Origin of the sequence: Pedobacter sp. PLR, assembly GCF_026239675.1 — a bacterium.
Lineage (GTDB): Bacteria > Bacteroidota > Bacteroidia > Sphingobacteriales > Sphingobacteriaceae > Pedobacter.
The window spans coordinates 305,427-321,977 of record NZ_JAPIVQ010000007.1 but is presented as its reverse complement, the minus strand read 5'-3'; the positions used below and the strand labels follow the sequence as shown (position 1 = coordinate 321,977).

Annotated in this window: 14 protein-coding genes; 9 read left to right on the top strand and 5 right to left on the bottom strand. The window is 43.1% G+C overall.

Annotated features, from left to right (window positions below; all coding sequences use genetic code 11):
* The first annotated feature begins 14 nt into the window (after window positions 1-14).
* Entirely contained in the window at window positions 15-1,286 is a 1,272-nt protein-coding gene (gene glyA / locus OQX61_RS18790) for a serine hydroxymethyltransferase (protein ID WP_265843337.1), read from the top strand.
* 18 nt (window positions 1,287-1,304) lie between these two features.
* Window positions 1,305-4,076 (top strand): PAS domain S-box protein, encoded by a 2,772-nt coding sequence (locus OQX61_RS18785; RefSeq protein WP_265843336.1) that lies wholly within the window; start codon window positions 1,305-1,307, stop codon window positions 4,074-4,076.
* A gap of 393 nt (window positions 4,077-4,469) precedes the next feature.
* Here the strand turns inward: OQX61_RS18785 and OQX61_RS18780 are convergent, their stop codons facing one another.
* From OQX61_RS18780 to OQX61_RS18760, 5 genes are all read right to left on the bottom strand, one after another.
* Entirely contained in the window at window positions 4,470-5,168 is a 699-nt protein-coding gene (locus OQX61_RS18780) for a phosphoribosyltransferase family protein (protein ID WP_265843335.1), read from the bottom strand.
* A gap of 46 nt (window positions 5,169-5,214) precedes the next feature.
* Window positions 5,215-6,264, bottom strand: a complete 1,050-nt coding sequence (gene rlmN / locus OQX61_RS18775) for a 23S rRNA (adenine(2503)-C(2))-methyltransferase RlmN (protein ID WP_265843334.1) — start codon at window positions 6,262-6,264, stop codon at window positions 5,215-5,217.
* Window positions 6,265-6,365: 101 nt separating this feature from the next.
* Window positions 6,366-7,427 carry a 23S rRNA pseudouridine(2604) synthase RluF gene (rluF, locus tag OQX61_RS18770; RefSeq protein WP_265843333.1) on the bottom strand — a complete coding sequence of 354 codons (1,062 nt, stop codon included), beginning with the start codon at window positions 7,425-7,427 and terminating at the stop codon, window positions 6,366-6,368.
* 85 nt (window positions 7,428-7,512) lie between these two features.
* A complete protein-coding gene (locus OQX61_RS18765; protein ID WP_265843332.1) occupies window positions 7,513-8,010 on the bottom strand; it encodes a DinB family protein in 498 nt (165 codons plus the stop codon).
* Between the two features lie 176 nt (window positions 8,011-8,186).
* On the bottom strand, window positions 8,187-9,122 hold the full coding sequence (locus tag OQX61_RS18760; protein WP_265843331.1) for a DUF6266 family protein: 936 nt from the start codon (window positions 9,120-9,122) through the stop codon (window positions 8,187-8,189).
* 286 nt (window positions 9,123-9,408) lie between these two features.
* On the opposite strand from OQX61_RS18760, the gene OQX61_RS18755 reads away from it, so the two are divergent.
* The 7 genes from OQX61_RS18755 (at window position 9,409) to OQX61_RS18725 (ending at window position 16,542) form a co-directional block, all read left to right on the top strand.
* On the top strand, window positions 9,409-10,587 hold the full coding sequence (locus OQX61_RS18755) for an amidohydrolase family protein (protein WP_265843330.1): 1,179 nt from the start codon (window positions 9,409-9,411) through the stop codon (window positions 10,585-10,587).
* Window positions 10,588-11,538 carry a nitronate monooxygenase gene (locus OQX61_RS18750; RefSeq protein ID WP_265843329.1) on the top strand — a complete coding sequence of 317 codons (951 nt, stop codon included), beginning with the start codon at window positions 10,588-10,590 and terminating at the stop codon, window positions 11,536-11,538.
* Between the two features lie 139 nt (window positions 11,539-11,677).
* On the top strand, window positions 11,678-11,950 hold the full coding sequence (locus tag OQX61_RS18745) for an acylphosphatase (RefSeq protein WP_062546696.1): 273 nt from the start codon (window positions 11,678-11,680) through the stop codon (window positions 11,948-11,950).
* Window positions 11,951-11,953: 3 nt separating this feature from the next.
* Window positions 11,954-13,438: an oligosaccharide flippase family protein gene (locus tag OQX61_RS18740; protein WP_265843328.1), complete on the top strand. Its 1,485-nt coding sequence runs from the start codon at window positions 11,954-11,956 to the stop codon at window positions 13,436-13,438.
* Between the two features lie 200 nt (window positions 13,439-13,638).
* The gene (dut, locus tag OQX61_RS18735; RefSeq protein WP_265843327.1) at window positions 13,639-14,070 is read left to right on the top strand and encodes a dUTP diphosphatase; all 432 of its coding nucleotides are present in this window, start codon (window positions 13,639-13,641) and stop codon (window positions 14,068-14,070) included.
* An 11-nt stretch (window positions 14,071-14,081) separates the two neighbouring features.
* Complete coding sequence (locus OQX61_RS18730; protein ID WP_265843326.1) at window positions 14,082-15,776, top strand: tetratricopeptide repeat protein; 1,695 nt, start codon at window positions 14,082-14,084, stop codon at window positions 15,774-15,776.
* On the top strand, window positions 15,754-16,542 hold the full coding sequence (locus OQX61_RS18725; protein WP_265843325.1) for a DUF4292 domain-containing protein: 789 nt from the start codon (window positions 15,754-15,756) through the stop codon (window positions 16,540-16,542). Before OQX61_RS18730 ends, OQX61_RS18725 begins: the two co-directional genes overlap by 23 nt.
* The last annotated feature ends 9 nt before the right edge of the window (window positions 16,543-16,551 follow it).

Sequence of the window (16,551 nt, the reverse complement as noted above, 5' to 3'; positions counted from 1 at the left end):
TAATACTTCAATAAATGACTAGAGATACTTTAATTTTTGATTTGATTGACAGGGAATTGGACCGTCAGGAAAATGGGCTGGAGCTGATTGCTTCTGAAAACTTTGTGAGCAAACAAGTAATGGAAGCCGCAGGATCATGTTTAACAAATAAATATGCTGAAGGCCTTCCGGGAAAGAGATACTATGGCGGTTGCCAGGTAGTAGATGAAGTTGAAACCATCGCTATTGAGCGCGCAAAGCAACTTTTTGGAGCAGAATGGGTGAATGTACAACCTCACTCAGGTGCACAGGCAAACGCAGCAGTAATGCTTGCAGTGATCCAGCCGGGAGATAAAATCTTAGGATTTGATCTTTCTCATGGCGGGCACTTAACACACGGTTCTCCGGTTAACTTTTCAGGAAAATTGTATCAGCCATTGTTTTATGGAGTAAAGAAAGAAGATGGTTTAATCGACTATGCTAAACTGGAAGAAATCGCGTTAGCGGAACGTCCTAAGTTGATCATTTGCGGTGCTTCTGCTTACTCAAGAGAGTGGGATTATGCTTTTATCCGTAATGTTGCTGATAAAATCGGTGCATTGGTATTGGCAGATATTTCTCACCCTGCAGGTATGATTGCACGTGGTTTATTAGCTAATCCACTTCCTCATTGCCATATTGTAACGACTACAACCCACAAAACCCTTCGTGGTCCCCGTGGTGGTATGATCATGATGGGAAAAGATTTCGAAAACCCATTCGGATTGAAAACTCCTAAAGGTGAAATCAGAATGATGTCTTCTGTTTTAGATATGGCAGTATTCCCTGGAACTCAGGGTGGACCATTAGAGCACATTATCGCTGCAAAAGCAATCGCTTTCGGTGAAGCTTTAAGCGATGAGTATTTAACTTACATCACACAAGTGAAAGCCAATGCACAGGCAATGGCTAAAGCTTTCGTAGCAAGAGGTTACGGTATTATTTCTGGTGGTACAGACAACCATTTAATGCTGATCGACCTTCGCAATAAAAATATTACTGGTAAAGCCGCGGAGAATGCGCTTGAAAAAGCAGATATTACCGTAAACAAAAACATGGTTCCTTTCGATGATAAGTCGCCTTTTGTAACTTCAGGTATTCGTGTTGGTACAGCTGCCATCACTTCCAGAGGTTTCAAAGAGCAAGAAATGGATATCATTGTTGATCTGATTGATCAGGTAATTACGAATTCTGAGGATGAGAATAATTTAAGCGCGGTAAAAGAAAAAGTAATCAGCCTGGTAAGTCAGTTCCCTTTGTACAAATAATCGGGAATAACTTACTCCATGCTAACGAATAACCAGACTTCATCAACTTATGAAATGGAACGCTTGAAGGCGTTGCAGGATTATGATATATTGGACACTCCTCCGGAAGAGGAATTCGATAATATTACCAAGCTGGCCAGCTTGATCTGCAATACGTCTGTAGCTGTCATTGCCTTAGTTGATGAAGATCGGTTATGGTTTAAATCGGTGTTAGGATTCGATTTTAAGGAGCTGCCCAGAGAGGTATCCTTTGCCGAGCAGGTGATGCAATCGGATGAAGTGTTTGAAGTCTGTGATGCAATGGAGGATGAACGCTTCAGCAATCACCCCTTCGTTACCGGCCAGACTCATTTACGGTATTATGCCGGCGCCCCTTTAATCGATGAAAATGGCTTCCGTTTAGGTACCCTCTGTGTATTCGACCGGATGCCTCAAAAATTGACAGCAGCGCAGAAAGAAGGACTACAGATCCTTGCCAAAGAAGTCATTACCCACATCTCCCTCCGTAAAAAAGCCAGAGAGCTGAACCTTAAAAACCAGCGCTTTGAAGAACTCCTCAATATTTCTACGGTATCCCCCGAAATTCATTGCATCCTGGACGATAAAGGCGAATTGATCTTTGTGAACAATGCTGTTACTACCGTGCTGGAATATGAAGTGGAAGAAGCCATTGGTTTAACTGCCTGGGTTTTCTGCTACCGTGATGACATCGACAGGGTGGTTAATGCGATAGAAGCAGGGCTTGCTGCGGGTACAAAGCAGTTTAATATCGATTGCAGGATTGTCACCAAAAGCGGGTTAATCCGCTGGCTGAGCTGGAATATGGTGTGTAAAAACAGACGCTGGTATGCATATGGAAGAGACATTACGGAGAATAAAAGAGTAGAAAATGAACTGATGAAACTCTCCTTCGTGGCGAGTAAAGTGAACAATGCAGTCGTAATCAATGATTCCGATAACCATGTGACCTGGGTAAATGCCGCATTTGAGAAGATTACCGGATTTACACTGGAAGACATCAAAGGGCAACGCCTCGGCGATATGATCCAGGGACCGGGAACGGATCTGGAGCTGATAGAACAGGCCAGAGAGCTCACCAACAGACACCAGTCTTTCACTGTAGATCTATTGGCCTACCGTAAAGACAAACAGCCCATCTGGCTGTCCATCTACAATACCGTCGTCTTCAATGACGAAGGAAAAGTGGAAATAGAAGTGGAGATCATCCTCGACATTACCGAAAAGAAAAAAGCAGAAGAAGAATTACAACTGCTGTCCTTAGTGGCCAGCAAAACAGATACCGGTGTCAATATTGCCGATGGGGATGGGTATACCACCTGGATTAACCATTCTATGGAGAAACTGACCGGTTATACACTGAACGAGTTGCAAGGCCTCAGGCTGGGAGATATCCTTTCCAAAGATGAAGCACAAAGAGAACTGATTGTGGCTTCCAGACAGAAGGCTAACAACAGGGAGTCTTATTCGATAGAAGTGCAGGCGAAAAAGAAATCAGGAGAACCCATCTGGTTATCCGTTTCCAATACGCCCATCGTAAATGAGAAAGGAAAAGTAGAACGCCAGATTGACCTGATCACCGATATTTCCCAACGGAAACAGGTAGAAAAGGAAATGGTAGAAGCTAAAGAACAGGCCTTACAGCTGAGTGCTGCAAAGGAGATGTTCCTTTCCGTGATGAGCCATGAAATCAGAACACCACTAAATGCGGTGATCGGAATGGCGCACCTGTTGCTCGATAATGACCCTAAAGAATCACAGTTACCGGATTTAAATCTCTTGCGTTTCTCTGCCGAAAACCTGTTGAACATCATCAATGACATCCTGGACCTTACCAAAATGGAAACCGGGAATGTACAGCTGGAAACGCTTCCTTTTAGTATCAAGGCCCTGGCTTCTGATGTGATCAATTCTTTACAGATGAATGTGATGGCCAGAAATAATAAGCTGGAGCTGAGCTGTGAGGAAAGTATCCCTGAATTTGTTAAAGGAGATAAAACCCGCCTGTACCAGGTGATGATGAACCTTCTGGGGAATGCGATTAAGTTTACACAGGACGGTAAGATTACCCTGGAAATCAAAATGCTTTCCGAAGAGAAAGACCGTGTATTGCTTTATTTTGAGGTAAGAGATACCGGAATCGGAATCGCACAGGAAAAACTGGCTTATATTTTCCAACCCTTTATTCAGGCCAGAACAGATATTTCCAGAAAATATGGAGGTACCGGACTGGGACTAACGATCACCAAAAAGATGCTGGAACTGTATGGTGCAGACATCCAGGTGGAAAGTGAAGAAGGGAAAGGAACCGTTTTCCATTTCAGTATATCTTTTGAAAAGGCAAGCAATTATGTGCCTCAGGTAAAACCATTCACAGAACCGGATATGTTTAGTGATAAACGCATTCTTTTAGTGGACGACAATGAGATCAATGCTTTAATTGCCAAACGTATCTTCGGTAAATGGGGACTCAGTCTTGATTTTGCCGCCAGCGGAGAAGAAGCCCTGGAAAAAGTACGCGATAATGTGTACGACCTGATCTTTATGGACATTAAAATGCCGGGAATAGATGGTTTTGAAGCCACTACCCTGATCAGGGCCATGGAAGGCGATTATTATAAAAATGTGCCTATCCTTGCTTTAACCGCCTCTACCTTACACGATGAACACAATAAGTTTGCGGAGTCCGGTATGAACGGACATATCTTAAAGCCCTTTAAACCGGAAGACATGAGAAATGTACTTTCCGACTACCTGAGCTCAACAGGTTAGCCGCATTCGGTTAAAACCACGTTTCCATACGTAATCAACGATTTTCTTAAAATTAAGGGGCTGTAAAAGCGGAATTATTAGAAATGATAAAGGGCCGATATTCCACAGAAGTGAAGGTATCGACCCTTAAATTAACGCTCTCAGGGTCAAAGTAAAGGAATATATTTGAGTAATCAAAATGTTTTTAGATTTATTTGTGAATTTACTTGAGTTAACCGGAAAAAAATTAGAAATGAGCTTTAATGACGTTCCGGGGGCAGAAACCTTGCTTTTGATTTAGACAGTAAGAGGCCGGCAACCTATACCAGGTATGCCGGCCTTTACCATCTTAAATTAACGCTCTCACCTATATAAACGAGCGGAGTAAAGGATTGTTTCATGAACGCTGATTTTTTATTTTACAAAAGCCAGAGCGGCAATGCTGATCTTCTCCGGCATGGCCTGGAGCAGGGTTAGCGCACAGGCTTCCATCGTTGCTCCTGTAGTGAGCACATCGTCTATCAGTAAGATATGGGTGTTTTCGAGTTCTTCTGCATTTTGCAGTTCAAAGGCGGTGGCCATATTTTCAAAGCGAAGGAACCTGCCTTTTCGGGTCTGACTATCGGTTGCAGATTTGCGGAAAAGGTGGCGGTTGCTCAGGGGAACCTCCAATACCTGCGAAATGCCACGGGCAATATAGTCGCTCTGGTTATAGCCACGTTGTGCTGCTCTTTTAAGGTGCAGGGGTACTGGAATCAGGAAATCTATAGCTTGATACTGTGGAGCGCTCAGTAATCGTTCTCCGAGCAGGATACCCAGCTTTAGCCCAAGCTCCGGGTGGTTGCCGTATTTTAAATGGTGGATGAGTTGTCTTGTCGCATTTCCTCTTTTAAAGAAAAGCATAGCCATGGCTGCATTCAGGGGGATTCGTCCCCAGAACTGTTTGGCCACCAGATTTTCCTGGTGAAGGTGGTGGTCGGTAAAGGGCAGGCTTTCCAGGCAGGTGTTGCAAATTTCCGATTCGCCGTTCATTAAAGGCAGCGCACAACCATAACAGGCCATTGGAAACAGCAGCTGTATCAGGTCATGAATTTTCTTAATGGAGAAGGGCATGGGCTAATCTATGTTGATTAGCCATTGCCTGGTTGAAATACGGGATTTAGTTTTGCTCTTTTACGGCAAGCTGTCCGCAGGCAGCATCAATATCCTTACCTCTGCTTCTTCTGATGTTGGTATTTACACCCTGATTTTTCAGGTAGGTAGAGAAAGCATCAATTTTATCACCTTCTGCATTCAGGAAGTCAGCAAACTGAATCGGGTTGTACTCAATTAAGTTTACTTTACAAGGTACGTGTTTACAGAATTTTGCCAGTTCCATCGCATCTTCAATCTCATCATTGAAATTGTTGAATACAATGTATTCGTAAGTAACCGGGTTCTTTGTTTTAGAGAAATAGTATTTTAAAGCTTCTTCCAGCGCTTTCAAGGAGTTTTGCTCATTGATCGGCATGATTTCATTTCTTTTCTTATCATTTGCCGCATGCAGAGAAATGGCCAGGTTAAATTTAACCCCGTCATCGCCTAGTTTCTTGATCATCTTGGCAATACCGGCAGTAGAGACTGTAATGCGTTTGTACGACATGTTCAATCCGTCTGGTGCGGTAATACGATCAATAGACTTTAATACATTGGCGTAGTTTAGCAATGGCTCACCCATGCCCATATAAACGATATTCGTTAAAGGGGCATTGTAGTTTTTCTTCGCCTGCTGATCAATCAAAACCACCTGGTCATAGATCTCATCAGCATTCAGGTTACGTTTGCGGTCCATATATCCTGTAGCACAGAATTTACAGGTTAAACTGCAACCTACCTGTGAACTCACACAGGCGGTCATACGCTCTTCCATAGGAATCAGTACGCCTTCTACAATATTACCATCATAGAGTCTGAACGAACTTTTGATGGTCTGGTCATTACTAAATTGGGAGTTATTTACTTCAACTACATTGATCGCATAGTTTTCATCCAGTTTCTTTCTAAGGTCTTTAGAAAGGTTACTCATTTCCTCAAATGAGCGCGCAGATTTCTCCCATAGCCATTGGTAGACCTGTTTGGCACGGTAAGAAGGTTCCTGCATGTTAATAAAGTGTTGTTGCAGCTGAGGAAGGTCCAGTGAACGTATGTCGGTTTTTTTTGTAGTAAGCATTTGATGCAAAGTTACCTAAAAAAAGAATAAGCCAGCAAAAATTGATTTTGCTGGCTTAAAAAGTATGGATTTACTGCCGGATTATGACAGTCAAATTATGTTTAACGCTTTGGTCCTCTGCTTTTTCCAGGTGCACCCGAGTTTCCTCTTGAAGGTCTTACTGGTCTTTTGCTTGGTCCGTTGCTCTTGTTCCAATCGGTAGTTGAGGAAGCACCACGGTAAGGACTGCCTGATTTTTTATCCGCTCTTGGTTTACCCGAAGCCGATCTTGGTCCGTCAGATTCTGATCTTGGTCCGGCTGATCTTGCTCCGCCAGCTCTTGCTGAGCCTGGTCTTGGTGGGCCACCAGGTCTGCCTGAAGAAAACTTTCTCGGAGCAGGTGCTGCTTCGAATTCTTCTGTTACTGGTTTCTTTGCTTTTTTCGCTGCTGATGCTGCTTCTAAAGAGCTTGATTTCGCCACAAGGTTGAAAATCTCTGTTTGCTCTGCCGGAGTAAGTTCTCTCCATTCGCCAACAGGAATACCTTTTAGCGTTACATTCATGATTCTGGTACGTTCCAGTTTCGTCACCTCAAATCCGAAATGCTCACACATTCTTCTGATCTGACGGTTCAGGCCTTGAACAAGCACAATCTTGAAAGTAAAAGTACTTTCTTTAGTTACTTTACACTTTTTGGTCATCATGCCCAATACAGGAACACCTTTGCCCATGCCAGTGATGAATAACTCTGTAATCGGTTTGTTAACGGTTACAACGTATTCTTTTTCGTGGTTGTTTCCTGCGCGAAGGATCTTGTTTACAATATCTCCGTTATTAGTCAGGAAAATCAAGCCTTGTGAATCTTTGTCCAGACGGCCGATAGGGAAAACCCTTTCGCTGTGGTTTACATGATCCACCATATTGCTTTTTACCCCGGCTTCAGTAGTACTGGTAATGCCGACAGGTTTGTTATAAGCGATTAAGATAGAATTTTCAACTTCTTTTGGCTCAATGGTCTGGCCATTCACCGTAACGATATCCCCGAATAATACCTGGTCGCCTACTTTGGCTTTCCGGCCATTGATAAATACATTTCCTTGTTCTATGTATCTGTCTGCAGCTCTTCTGGAGCACAGACCGCTCTCACTAATGTATTTATTTAATCGGGTGGTAGAATCAGACATGGGTATGGGTATAAATTGTTTCAGTTTACAAAGAAATCAAAATATACCCACATAAACTATCAAAATATTGTAAAGCTATGATATTCTAAAATTTAGGATCGTCAGCACTAGGCCCGTAACTGCCCGGAATCGGGATGTCTAATAACCTCATAAAGACCCCTAGCTGTGCTCTGTGGTGGATAATCTGGGATAAAGTGTGTCGGATCAGACTACCCTTTGTGAACGTAGAATAAATTTGTTCTCCATTTCGTAAAATCCAGGGTTCCGACAGGATTTCTTCTTTTGCTGCGGATAAGTGCGAACGGCCATCTTCCAGAGATTCTTCAAAAAGAGTCATCAGATCAGCATTGGTTTGTAAGTCTTTTGGCTCATAAGGCATGGTCGCAAAGTCCAGCTCATCAGTAGTTACCGCATAGGTAATCCAGGTGGGTAACTCGGCAATATGGCTGGCAAGTGCTTTTACCTTCATGCTTTTTGGGTGTGGCTGCCAGTCGAATTTTTCAGCAGGTATGATGGCCAGCATTTTACGCGTAGTCTGTGCTTCCTGAGCGAGTTCCTCCAGGAACATTTTAATCATTTCCATTTCGTTATGTTTTAAATTGTAGAACAGTTGAGTTTTAGAACTTGTGTGTTGAATGGTAGAACAGTTAAGTTATAAAGCTTGTGTTTGAATTGTAGCACAAAGAAAAGAGGAGCGACTGACAACCCTATGTCAGCCGGTTTTATTTTTTAGCCTGTTTTATAGTTAATTTTGGAGGATCAGCAAGGTGCTGCCGGTAAAATAGTCAGTAAAGGAGGATATATGTTGTGGTTTTTTCTGTCGGAGAATTGAAATAGGTTTGTCGGCTGGGTAATCCGGGCGCAAAAACTGCTGCTGTAAAGTGGTTTGCCTGTTGTTTTATCAATGGCTGATGCTTTAAGGAGTTGATGCGCTGTTGTTGCTGCGCTGGATTTTTTACTTCCTGCAGGTCCCGCGTTATCATGAGTTGTGTTTTCCTTTTCGGTTTTTACCTTTTCAATCAATTCTGTATTATTAACCTCCTTAACGGGGTTTTTGGCGATGGAACCAGCATAAACACTGTCTGAAATCTCTTCGCCGTCAGGCGAAATGAAAGTAATATAGGCTTCCATCTGCTCATCGTAAAGGTTGGGATCGATATAAAGCGTGTCTTTTCCTTCATGCCTTCTTGCGCCACTAAAGATGGAATAAGAAGTTTTTGATTCGGGGAAGTGTATGAGCAACATGGCCCTGTCGTGAATATGTCCGTTTTGCAGATGGGCAGGTACTTCCCATTGAAATACGATGCCTTCAGCGGTAGCTGGCTTTGAAATGATTGGATGGTCTGCCGGACGCAGGCTGCCTTTACTCAGCATCACTTTAGGATAATCGATGCTGATGTTTGGATATTCACCCTTTAAAGCGTGTTTTTTATTATAGGAAAGCGCCTCATTATAGGTGTTTCTATCTGTCCCCAATACTTCATGCTGGAAACCTATTTTGAGGAAACCCTGCATTTTCCGCAGGAACTCATTCACAACGGTCATCTTTTGAAAATTGGCCAGCTTGGGTAAGGTTGGCGGTTTTGTGGTATGTCCGATTACCCTGATCACGTTTTTTCCATTGAGCGTATAGCCTACCAGATTGCCTACGCGGCCATTAAAAGCGCCAAATAAACCATTGTTTAAACTTCCCATAGTTTGATGATTAATGAATTAGCAATCAGTGTATTACTAATATACAGATTGCGTTCGGGATGTGTCCGGTATGGGTTCAGTCTGAGGCTACATTAGCATAATCGTTACATAGGGGGTACATAACCCTTACTCAACCTTTGGAAGGTCCTGAGGATCAAGGAAGGATCATCCAACCATCTTGTAACCATTGTATAATGGTCATCAGGATAGGGGCGCAGCTGGAACGGAGGTAGAACGGATCCCGAAGGAAGGAAGAGATTGGAAAAAATATCTTTCCTTTGTACCTATGATTTCCTATATCTCTGCATCGTATGTTTATCCGGTAAGTTCCGGGCCTTTGAAAGAAGGAGTAATTGCTTTGGATTCCAATGGTTTAATTCTGGAAATCCTGACGGCCGCCGAAGCGCAGTCGAAAGGGATCAGCGATGTTAAATTTTATGAAGGTATCCTGGTTCCCGGATTTGTGAATACCCATTGCCATCTGGAGCTCTCTCACCTGGAGGGAAAAATTGCAAAGCATACCGGACTTCCGGGATTTGTGGAGCAGGTGATCCGACAAAGACAGGCTGATGATGCAGCAGTAATTGATGCCATGGAAACCGCAGATAGAAAGATGTATGCGCAGGGGATTGTGGCGGTTGGGGATATTTCCAATAAACTGATCTCGAAAGAAGTCAAAGAAATCAGCGGAATCTATTACCATACCTTTATAGAAGCAATGGGTTTCAACCCGGAGAAAGCTTCCGATATTATCGAAGCAGCGAAAATCATGAAAAAAGCTTTTCGACCTTTAAATGCTTCGATCGTTCCACATGCGCCTTACTCGGTCTCCGATAATCTTTTTAAGGAAATCAGCAGGGAAGCGGAAGAACATCAGGACCTGGTCAGTATTCATAATCAGGAAACCCCGGAAGAGAACGAGTTCTTCGAACATAAATCCGGAAGTTTTTTGAAACTGTATGAATTCCTCGGTTTAAATATTGACTTTTTCAAAGCAACAGGAGAAACCTCGCTACGCTCTTATTTACCCAAACTCTCTCCCGCACTAAAAACATTATTAGTACACAATACATTTACCAGCAAGTCCGACCTGAACTTTGCAAAAGAAAACCACCGGGGGGTATATTGGTGTTTATGTCCGAATGCAAATTTATACATAGAGAATAAATTGCCGGAGCTTCCCTTGTTTTTAGCAGCCGGTGTAAAGCTCACACTGGGGACGGACAGTCTGGCCAGCAACGATCAGCTGAGTATTGTAGCAGAAATGAAAACATTGCAGGAACATTTCAAAATCTCTTTAGCGGACTTGCTGAACTGGGCAACAATTAACGGTGCTGAGTTTTTAGGGATTGAGGATCGTTTCGGAAGTTTTAGCCCCGGAAAAACTCCTGGTATCAATCTGCTCGAATTTGTGGATAAAGATGGGGAAATGTGGATTACAGGTAAGATTAAAAGATTAGCATAAATGAAAAACAGGATTACGACCTTATTTCAAATCAAATATCCGGTGATTCAGGCCGGAATGGTCTGGTGTAGCGGCTGGCGATTGGCTTCGGCCGTATCCAATGCCGGCGGACTGGGCATCATCGGTGGCGGATCAATGTACCCTGAAGTATTAAAAGAACATATTGTAAAATGTAAACAGGCAACGGATTTGCCTTTCGCAGTCAATGTGCCCTTACTTTATCCCAATGTGGAAGAGGTCATGAGGATCATTGTTGAAGAAGGCGTGAAGATTGTGTTTACCTCTGCCGGAAATCCGGCCATCTGGACGGGCTTCCTGAAAGAAAAAGGAATTACCGTGGTCCATGTGATTGCCAATACCAAATTCGCTTTAAAAGCAGAAGCCTGTGGGGTGGATGCCATCGTGGCGGAAGGTTTTGAGGCCGGCGGACATAACGGGAGAGAAGAGACCACTACGATGTGTTTAATTCCGATGGTCGCAAAGGCAGTGGAAATTCCGGTCATTGCTGCCGGTGGTATCAGTAGCGGAAGCGCGATGCTTGCTGCTTTTGCATTGGGTGCAGAGGCGGTTCAGATTGGATCGGCTTTTGCCGTAGCGGAAGAGTCTTCTGCGCACCCGAATTTTAAATCAGAAATCATTGCCGCTAAAGAAGGAGATACACGGTTGAGTCTGAAAAAAATAGTTCCCGTGAGGTTGCTGAAAAATAGTTTTGCCGAAGCCGTTGCGCAAGCTGAAGCTGAGGGTGCCGATGCGGATGAACTGCGACAACTTTTAGGTCGCGCAAGAGCCAAATCAGGAATGTTTGAAGGTAATATAGCAGAAGGGGAACTGGAAATCGGACAGGTGTCTGCAATGTTAGAAGAAATAAAGCCTGCTGCGGAAATACTGGATGCCATCTGGCAGGAGTTTCTATTGGAAAAGGATAGAATTTCTCAGCTAAAGTTCTGGTAAATTAGATGACAGACTTCTGTGTAGTATTATGGAAGAATTTTTAGCTTTGGAGACGATGATAAAGTAGCGTATGGAGCTGAAAAATATCCTCAGTAATTAGCTGCTTAACCAGCATTGAAAATATACAAAATAATTAAGAATGAAACACATCAATATAAGAGTTACCGGAAAGGTGCAGGGGGTGTCCTTTAGGGAAACCACAAAAGCAATCGCAGATCAAATGGGTGTCCGCGGAATAGTGAAGAATGAGAAAGACGGTACCTTATACCTGGAAGCAGAAGGCGATGATGCCTCTTTAGAAGTTTTTGAAGAATGGTGTAATGAAGGTCCGGATAGAGCAAAGATTGAAACTGTAGAAGTAACTCCCGGAGAATTGAAGGGCTACCGTAATTTCGAAATCATCAAAAAATAACGCGTGTCTGTCATTAAGAAATTCCTCGGTCAGACTGCAATCTATGGTTTAAGTACTGTATTTTCCAGACTGTTTAATTTTATCCTGACCCCGATCTATACCAGCAAGTTTGCTGCGGGGACATATGGTATTTTCACGACAATGTATGCCTATGCTTCGATGATCAATGCAATATTGGCATTTGGGATGGAGAGTACCTATTTCAGGTATCTCAATAAACATGAGGATAGAAAGCAGGAGGTGTACAACAACTCCTTCCTGGTGATCGCTTTCATTTCTACCCTGTTTTTAATTACAGGACTGGTGCTGGCAAATCCGATTGCGGCCTATTTAACAGATGACCCGAAACAACTCACAGATTATAAACATTATGTGCAGTTCTTTATAGGGATCCTGTTTATCGATGCGATTTGTGTGATTCCATTCGCCAAATTAAGGGCAGATGAACGTCCATTAAAGTATAGTCTGATTAAATTTCTGAACATTGGCTGTTTTGTAGGTTTCAACCTGCTGTTTATCTATGTGATTCCATGGATCATTAAACACGACTGGCCAATGGCCGAATGGTTGTCGTCCTGGTACCGTGGCGTTTGGGTGGGTTATGTATTTGTAGCCAATCTAATTGCCAGTGTGGTGACATTTATCTTGTTGCTGCCAGAGTTTTTAAAGCTTCAACTGAAGTTTGACAAGGAGCTTTTCGGGAAAATGTTCTCTTATTCATGGCCGGTATTGATCGCCAACCTTTCGTTTATCGTGAACGAGAATCTGGACAAGATTGTATTGAGCAGGTTATTGCCGGATGAAATCGCAGATTATGAGGTAGGGGTTTACGGAGCAGTCTGTAAGATTGCCATTTTCATCAGTATTTTCGTTACCGCCTTCCGTTTAGGTGCAGAACCTTTCTTTTTTAGTCATGCGAAGAAGGAGAATGCCAGGCAGACTTACGCCATCATTCTGCAGTATTTTGTCATCGCATTGGTGATTTTATTTGTGGGCTTAATTGCCAATATCGAACTTTTGAAACACTTTATCAGCAAACCGGAATATTGGGTGGGACTGCCGGCAGTCCCTTTTTTGCTGTTCGGCTATGTTTGTCTGGGGGTGTATTCGAACCTGTCTATCTGGTATCGTTTGTCAGATCAAACCCGTTTCGGTTTGTACATTTCCCTGATCGGTGCATTCATTACCATTGTATTTAACTTCGTACTGATTCCGAAATTCAGTTATATGGGCTCTGCATGGGTTTCTATGCTGGCGTATTTTGTGATGATGGTGATCTCTTATATATTAGGCCAGAAATATTATCCGATACCGTATGACCTGAAAAGAATTCTGATCTATTTAATCATTTCAGTGGTGCTGGTCGTTTTATCTTTCTGGGTGTTCAACAGGAATATTTATATTGGAAATGTATTGCTGCTTGCTTTTGTCGGCGGAATCGCCTATTTCGAGAAAGACCAGTTGAAACGCATCCTGTTTAAGAAGTAGCAAGGTTGAATAAGATCAGCAGGTTAAATTTAAACCGGTTAAAAGCCGGGAAGCGCTAAAAGGAAAAGTTAACAGGATTAAAAACCTAAGCGGTTAAAAAATTAGAATAAACGGAAGTACTGATCAGTAGACATTTCATTTTCAATACTGAAAATGTAGGTTGATCGCTTCCAGAACAATAAATAAAAACAATTATTACAATGAAGATCAATATCATTAACAACTCCGGACACGCCTTACCTCAATATGAAACTGCTCATGCGGCAGGAATGGACATGCGTGCGTTTGTGGAAACTGAAATCACCATTAAACCTTTGCAACGCATATTGATCCCAACAGGGTTGCACATTGAGTTGCCTGTAGGTTTTGAAGCACAGATTCGTCCTCGTAGCGGATTGGCTTATAAACATGGCATCAGTATTGTAAATTCTCCGGGAACAATCGATGCAGATTACCGCGGAGAGATCAAAGTATTGTTGGTGAACTTATCTGATACAGATTTTGTAGTGAACAATGGTGATCGCATCGCACAAATGGTGATTGCAAAACATGAAACCATTTCATGGGAAGCAGTAGAAGAATTGTCGGATACAGCACGTGGTGCTGGTGGTTACGGCCATACTGGTAAATAAATAAAATAACGATGAAGCAAAGGATTCTTTTACTGTCATTACTTTTTGCAGGCTTGTCGGCTGCGGCACAACAACCTGTAAATCCAAAATTGGATAGTACTGAAGTGAAGACCCTTTTCTTCGCCGGATTGCGGGAGAAGCTGAATGAAAATTACAGCAAGGCGGGAGAGAGTTTCCAGAAGATCCTGGCCATAGATCCGAAAAATGCTGCCGTTTATTATGAAATCGCGAGTCTCAACTACCGCCAGAATAAATTAGCGGAAGCAGAAACGGCCATTAAACGAGCTGTGACGCTGGATGCAAACAACCTTTGGTATTGGAAGATGATGGCCGAGCTGTATAAACGCAAGGGAGATATGGAAGGGCTGGTTGGTGTATTTAATGAACTGATCCGCCTGGCGCCCGACAATGATGCGTTTTATTTTGACAGGGGCAATGCCTATCTGTTAATGGGTAAAACCACGGAAGCGCTAAAAGCTTACGATGACCTGGAAAGGAAATTCGGGGTCTCCAAAGCGCTGCTTCAGGCCAGACAACGGATCGACCTGGGCAACAAAAAAGAGGCTGGTAAAGCTGCTATGGAAGACATGCTTTCCGCAGGAGCGGATGATGTACCGGGTATGCTGGACCTCAGTCAGTCTATGTTAGAAAAAGGGCAACTGGAAAATGCATTAGCATTGCTTAAGAAAGCGAAAAGCATTACTCCGGAAGATTATGAAATTGATCTGGCATTAGCCGATTATTATCAGAATATCAAGAAAAATATGGAAGCCGGACAGGCATTGAGGGAGGCTTTTGCCAACCCGGAAATGCCGACGCAAAGGAAGGGTAAAATCATCCTGATGATTGCCGGAAGTGCTAAAAACTCCCTGCGCTTAGAAGAAGCTTTAGCATTGACCAGGCTGACTTTGCAAGCCTCAGAAAAGGATCCCAATATGCTCGCTTTATATGGCGATTTACTATATCAAAAAGGAGATTTATCCGCTGCTTTACAGCAATATCAGGAGGTATTGAAAATCAGCGGTCAGCTGTATCCGGTATGGGAACGGGTATTAACCATTCAAAATAACTTAGGGAAATATAAAGCTGCCGCGAAAACCGGAGAAGAGGCCCTGGCCATTTTTCCGAATCAGGGGATTCTTTACTATTACCTGGCTTTTGCCTTGCATCGCGATCAGCAGAATGCGGCGGCGATGACCAATATTAAATCAGCAATGCAGCTGGACGGAGATAATCCGGATCTTCAGGCCCTTGTTTTTGCTTTGCAGGGAGAAATCTTTCTGGATGAACAGAAATTTAAGGAAGCAAATACGGCCTTTGATAAGGCTGTGACGCTGGCACCGAATAATTACCTGCTCTTAAACAATTATGCCTTTTATCTCGCGTTGAGTAATCAGGACCTGGAGAAAGCAGAAGCCCTGGTGGCGAAAGCAGCAGCGGCCTTGCCCGGGAATACCTCGGTTGCGGATACGTATGCACTGGTGTTGTTTAAACGTGGCAAGTACGATAAAGCGAAAACCTGGGCAGAACTGGCCATCCAGCATGATGGCGCCGGAAATGGTCTTTATCTGGAACATTATGCTGATATCCTGTTTTTAAACGGAGAACAGGAAGCCGCGTTGATCCAATGGCAGAAAGCAAAGGATGCAGGAAATGATGCTGCCAATTTAAAACGAAAGATCAATGAGAAGAAATATATTAAATAGCCTGCTTTTTGTGGCACTGGTTTCTTTAACCATGGCTTGTAAAACAAAGAAAAAGTTAGTAGTGGTTCCTCCCGTAACGGGTGTTGCTCCGGTAGATGCCAAAAAAATGGAGACGATAAAGATGTTGGAGGAAAAGGATATTTCCTATAGCACTTTGTCATTGAGGGGAAAAGCCCGTATGGACATCAACGGGAACGTCAATAATGTGAGCATGAACATCCGCATTCGTAAGGATGAAGGGATTTGGGTGTCCATTGGCGGTCCGATGGGGATTGAAGTGGGTAGGGCAATACTTACTCCGGATAGCATCAGGGTCCTGAATAAATGGCAGGGGGTGTATCTGGGCAAGCCTTTCAGCTATGTGCATCGTTTTACAAACCCGCAGGTCACCTATAAATTATTGCAGGCCATTTTGTCTGGAAATACCATTCCGGAGTTCATGAATACGGACGCGGATGTATTGGTTAAAAACGGCGTTTGGGAAATCAGTGGCGAGCAGGCAGATCTTGCTTACCTCGCCTTATTCAATACCTTGTTTAAGGTGTCGGAGTACCAGTTAAACGATCTGAAATCTGCGAAAGCACTGAAGGTAGTTTACGGTGATTACCAAAATATGAATGGGACCTTGTTTCCTACCACAATCCAGATCAACTCTATGGCAGGAACGCAAAAAATAGCGCTGAATATTGATTTTTCAAAGGTAGAAAGTAATCTTCCGGTAGACTTCCCCTTTAATGTTCCGGGGAAGTATGAAGTAATAAACTGATTTTTTTTA

Coding starts and splice junctions, on each gene's coding strand:
- OQX61_RS18725 (WP_265843325.1), top strand. CDS start 15,754: ATGAGAAGAAATATATTAAATAGCCTGCTTTTTGTGGCACTGGTTTCT.
- glyA (WP_265843337.1), top strand. CDS start 15: ATGACTAGAGATACTTTAATTTTTGATTTGATTGACAGGGAATTGGAC.
- OQX61_RS18745 (WP_062546696.1), top strand. CDS start 11,678: ATGAAACACATCAATATAAGAGTTACCGGAAAGGTGCAGGGGGTGTCC.
- OQX61_RS18760 (WP_265843331.1), bottom strand. CDS start 9,122: ATGGGAAGTTTAAACAATGGTTTATTTGGCGCTTTTAATGGCCGCGTA.
- OQX61_RS18730 (WP_265843326.1), top strand. CDS start 14,082: ATGAAGCAAAGGATTCTTTTACTGTCATTACTTTTTGCAGGCTTGTCG.
- OQX61_RS18765 (WP_265843332.1), bottom strand. CDS start 8,010: ATGGAAATGATTAAAATGTTCCTGGAGGAACTCGCTCAGGAAGCACAG.
- OQX61_RS18755 (WP_265843330.1), top strand. CDS start 9,409: ATGATTTCCTATATCTCTGCATCGTATGTTTATCCGGTAAGTTCCGGG.
- OQX61_RS18785 (WP_265843336.1), top strand. CDS start 1,305: ATGCTAACGAATAACCAGACTTCATCAACTTATGAAATGGAACGCTTG.
- rlmN (WP_265843334.1), bottom strand. CDS start 6,264: ATGCTTACTACAAAAAAAACCGACATACGTTCACTGGACCTTCCTCAG.
- dut (WP_265843327.1), top strand. CDS start 13,639: ATGAAGATCAATATCATTAACAACTCCGGACACGCCTTACCTCAATAT.
- OQX61_RS18750 (WP_265843329.1), top strand. CDS start 10,588: ATGAAAAACAGGATTACGACCTTATTTCAAATCAAATATCCGGTGATT.
- rluF (WP_265843333.1), bottom strand. CDS start 7,427: ATGTCTGATTCTACCACCCGATTAAATAAATACATTAGTGAGAGCGGT.
- OQX61_RS18780 (WP_265843335.1), bottom strand. CDS start 5,168: ATGCCCTTCTCCATTAAGAAAATTCATGACCTGATACAGCTGCTGTTT.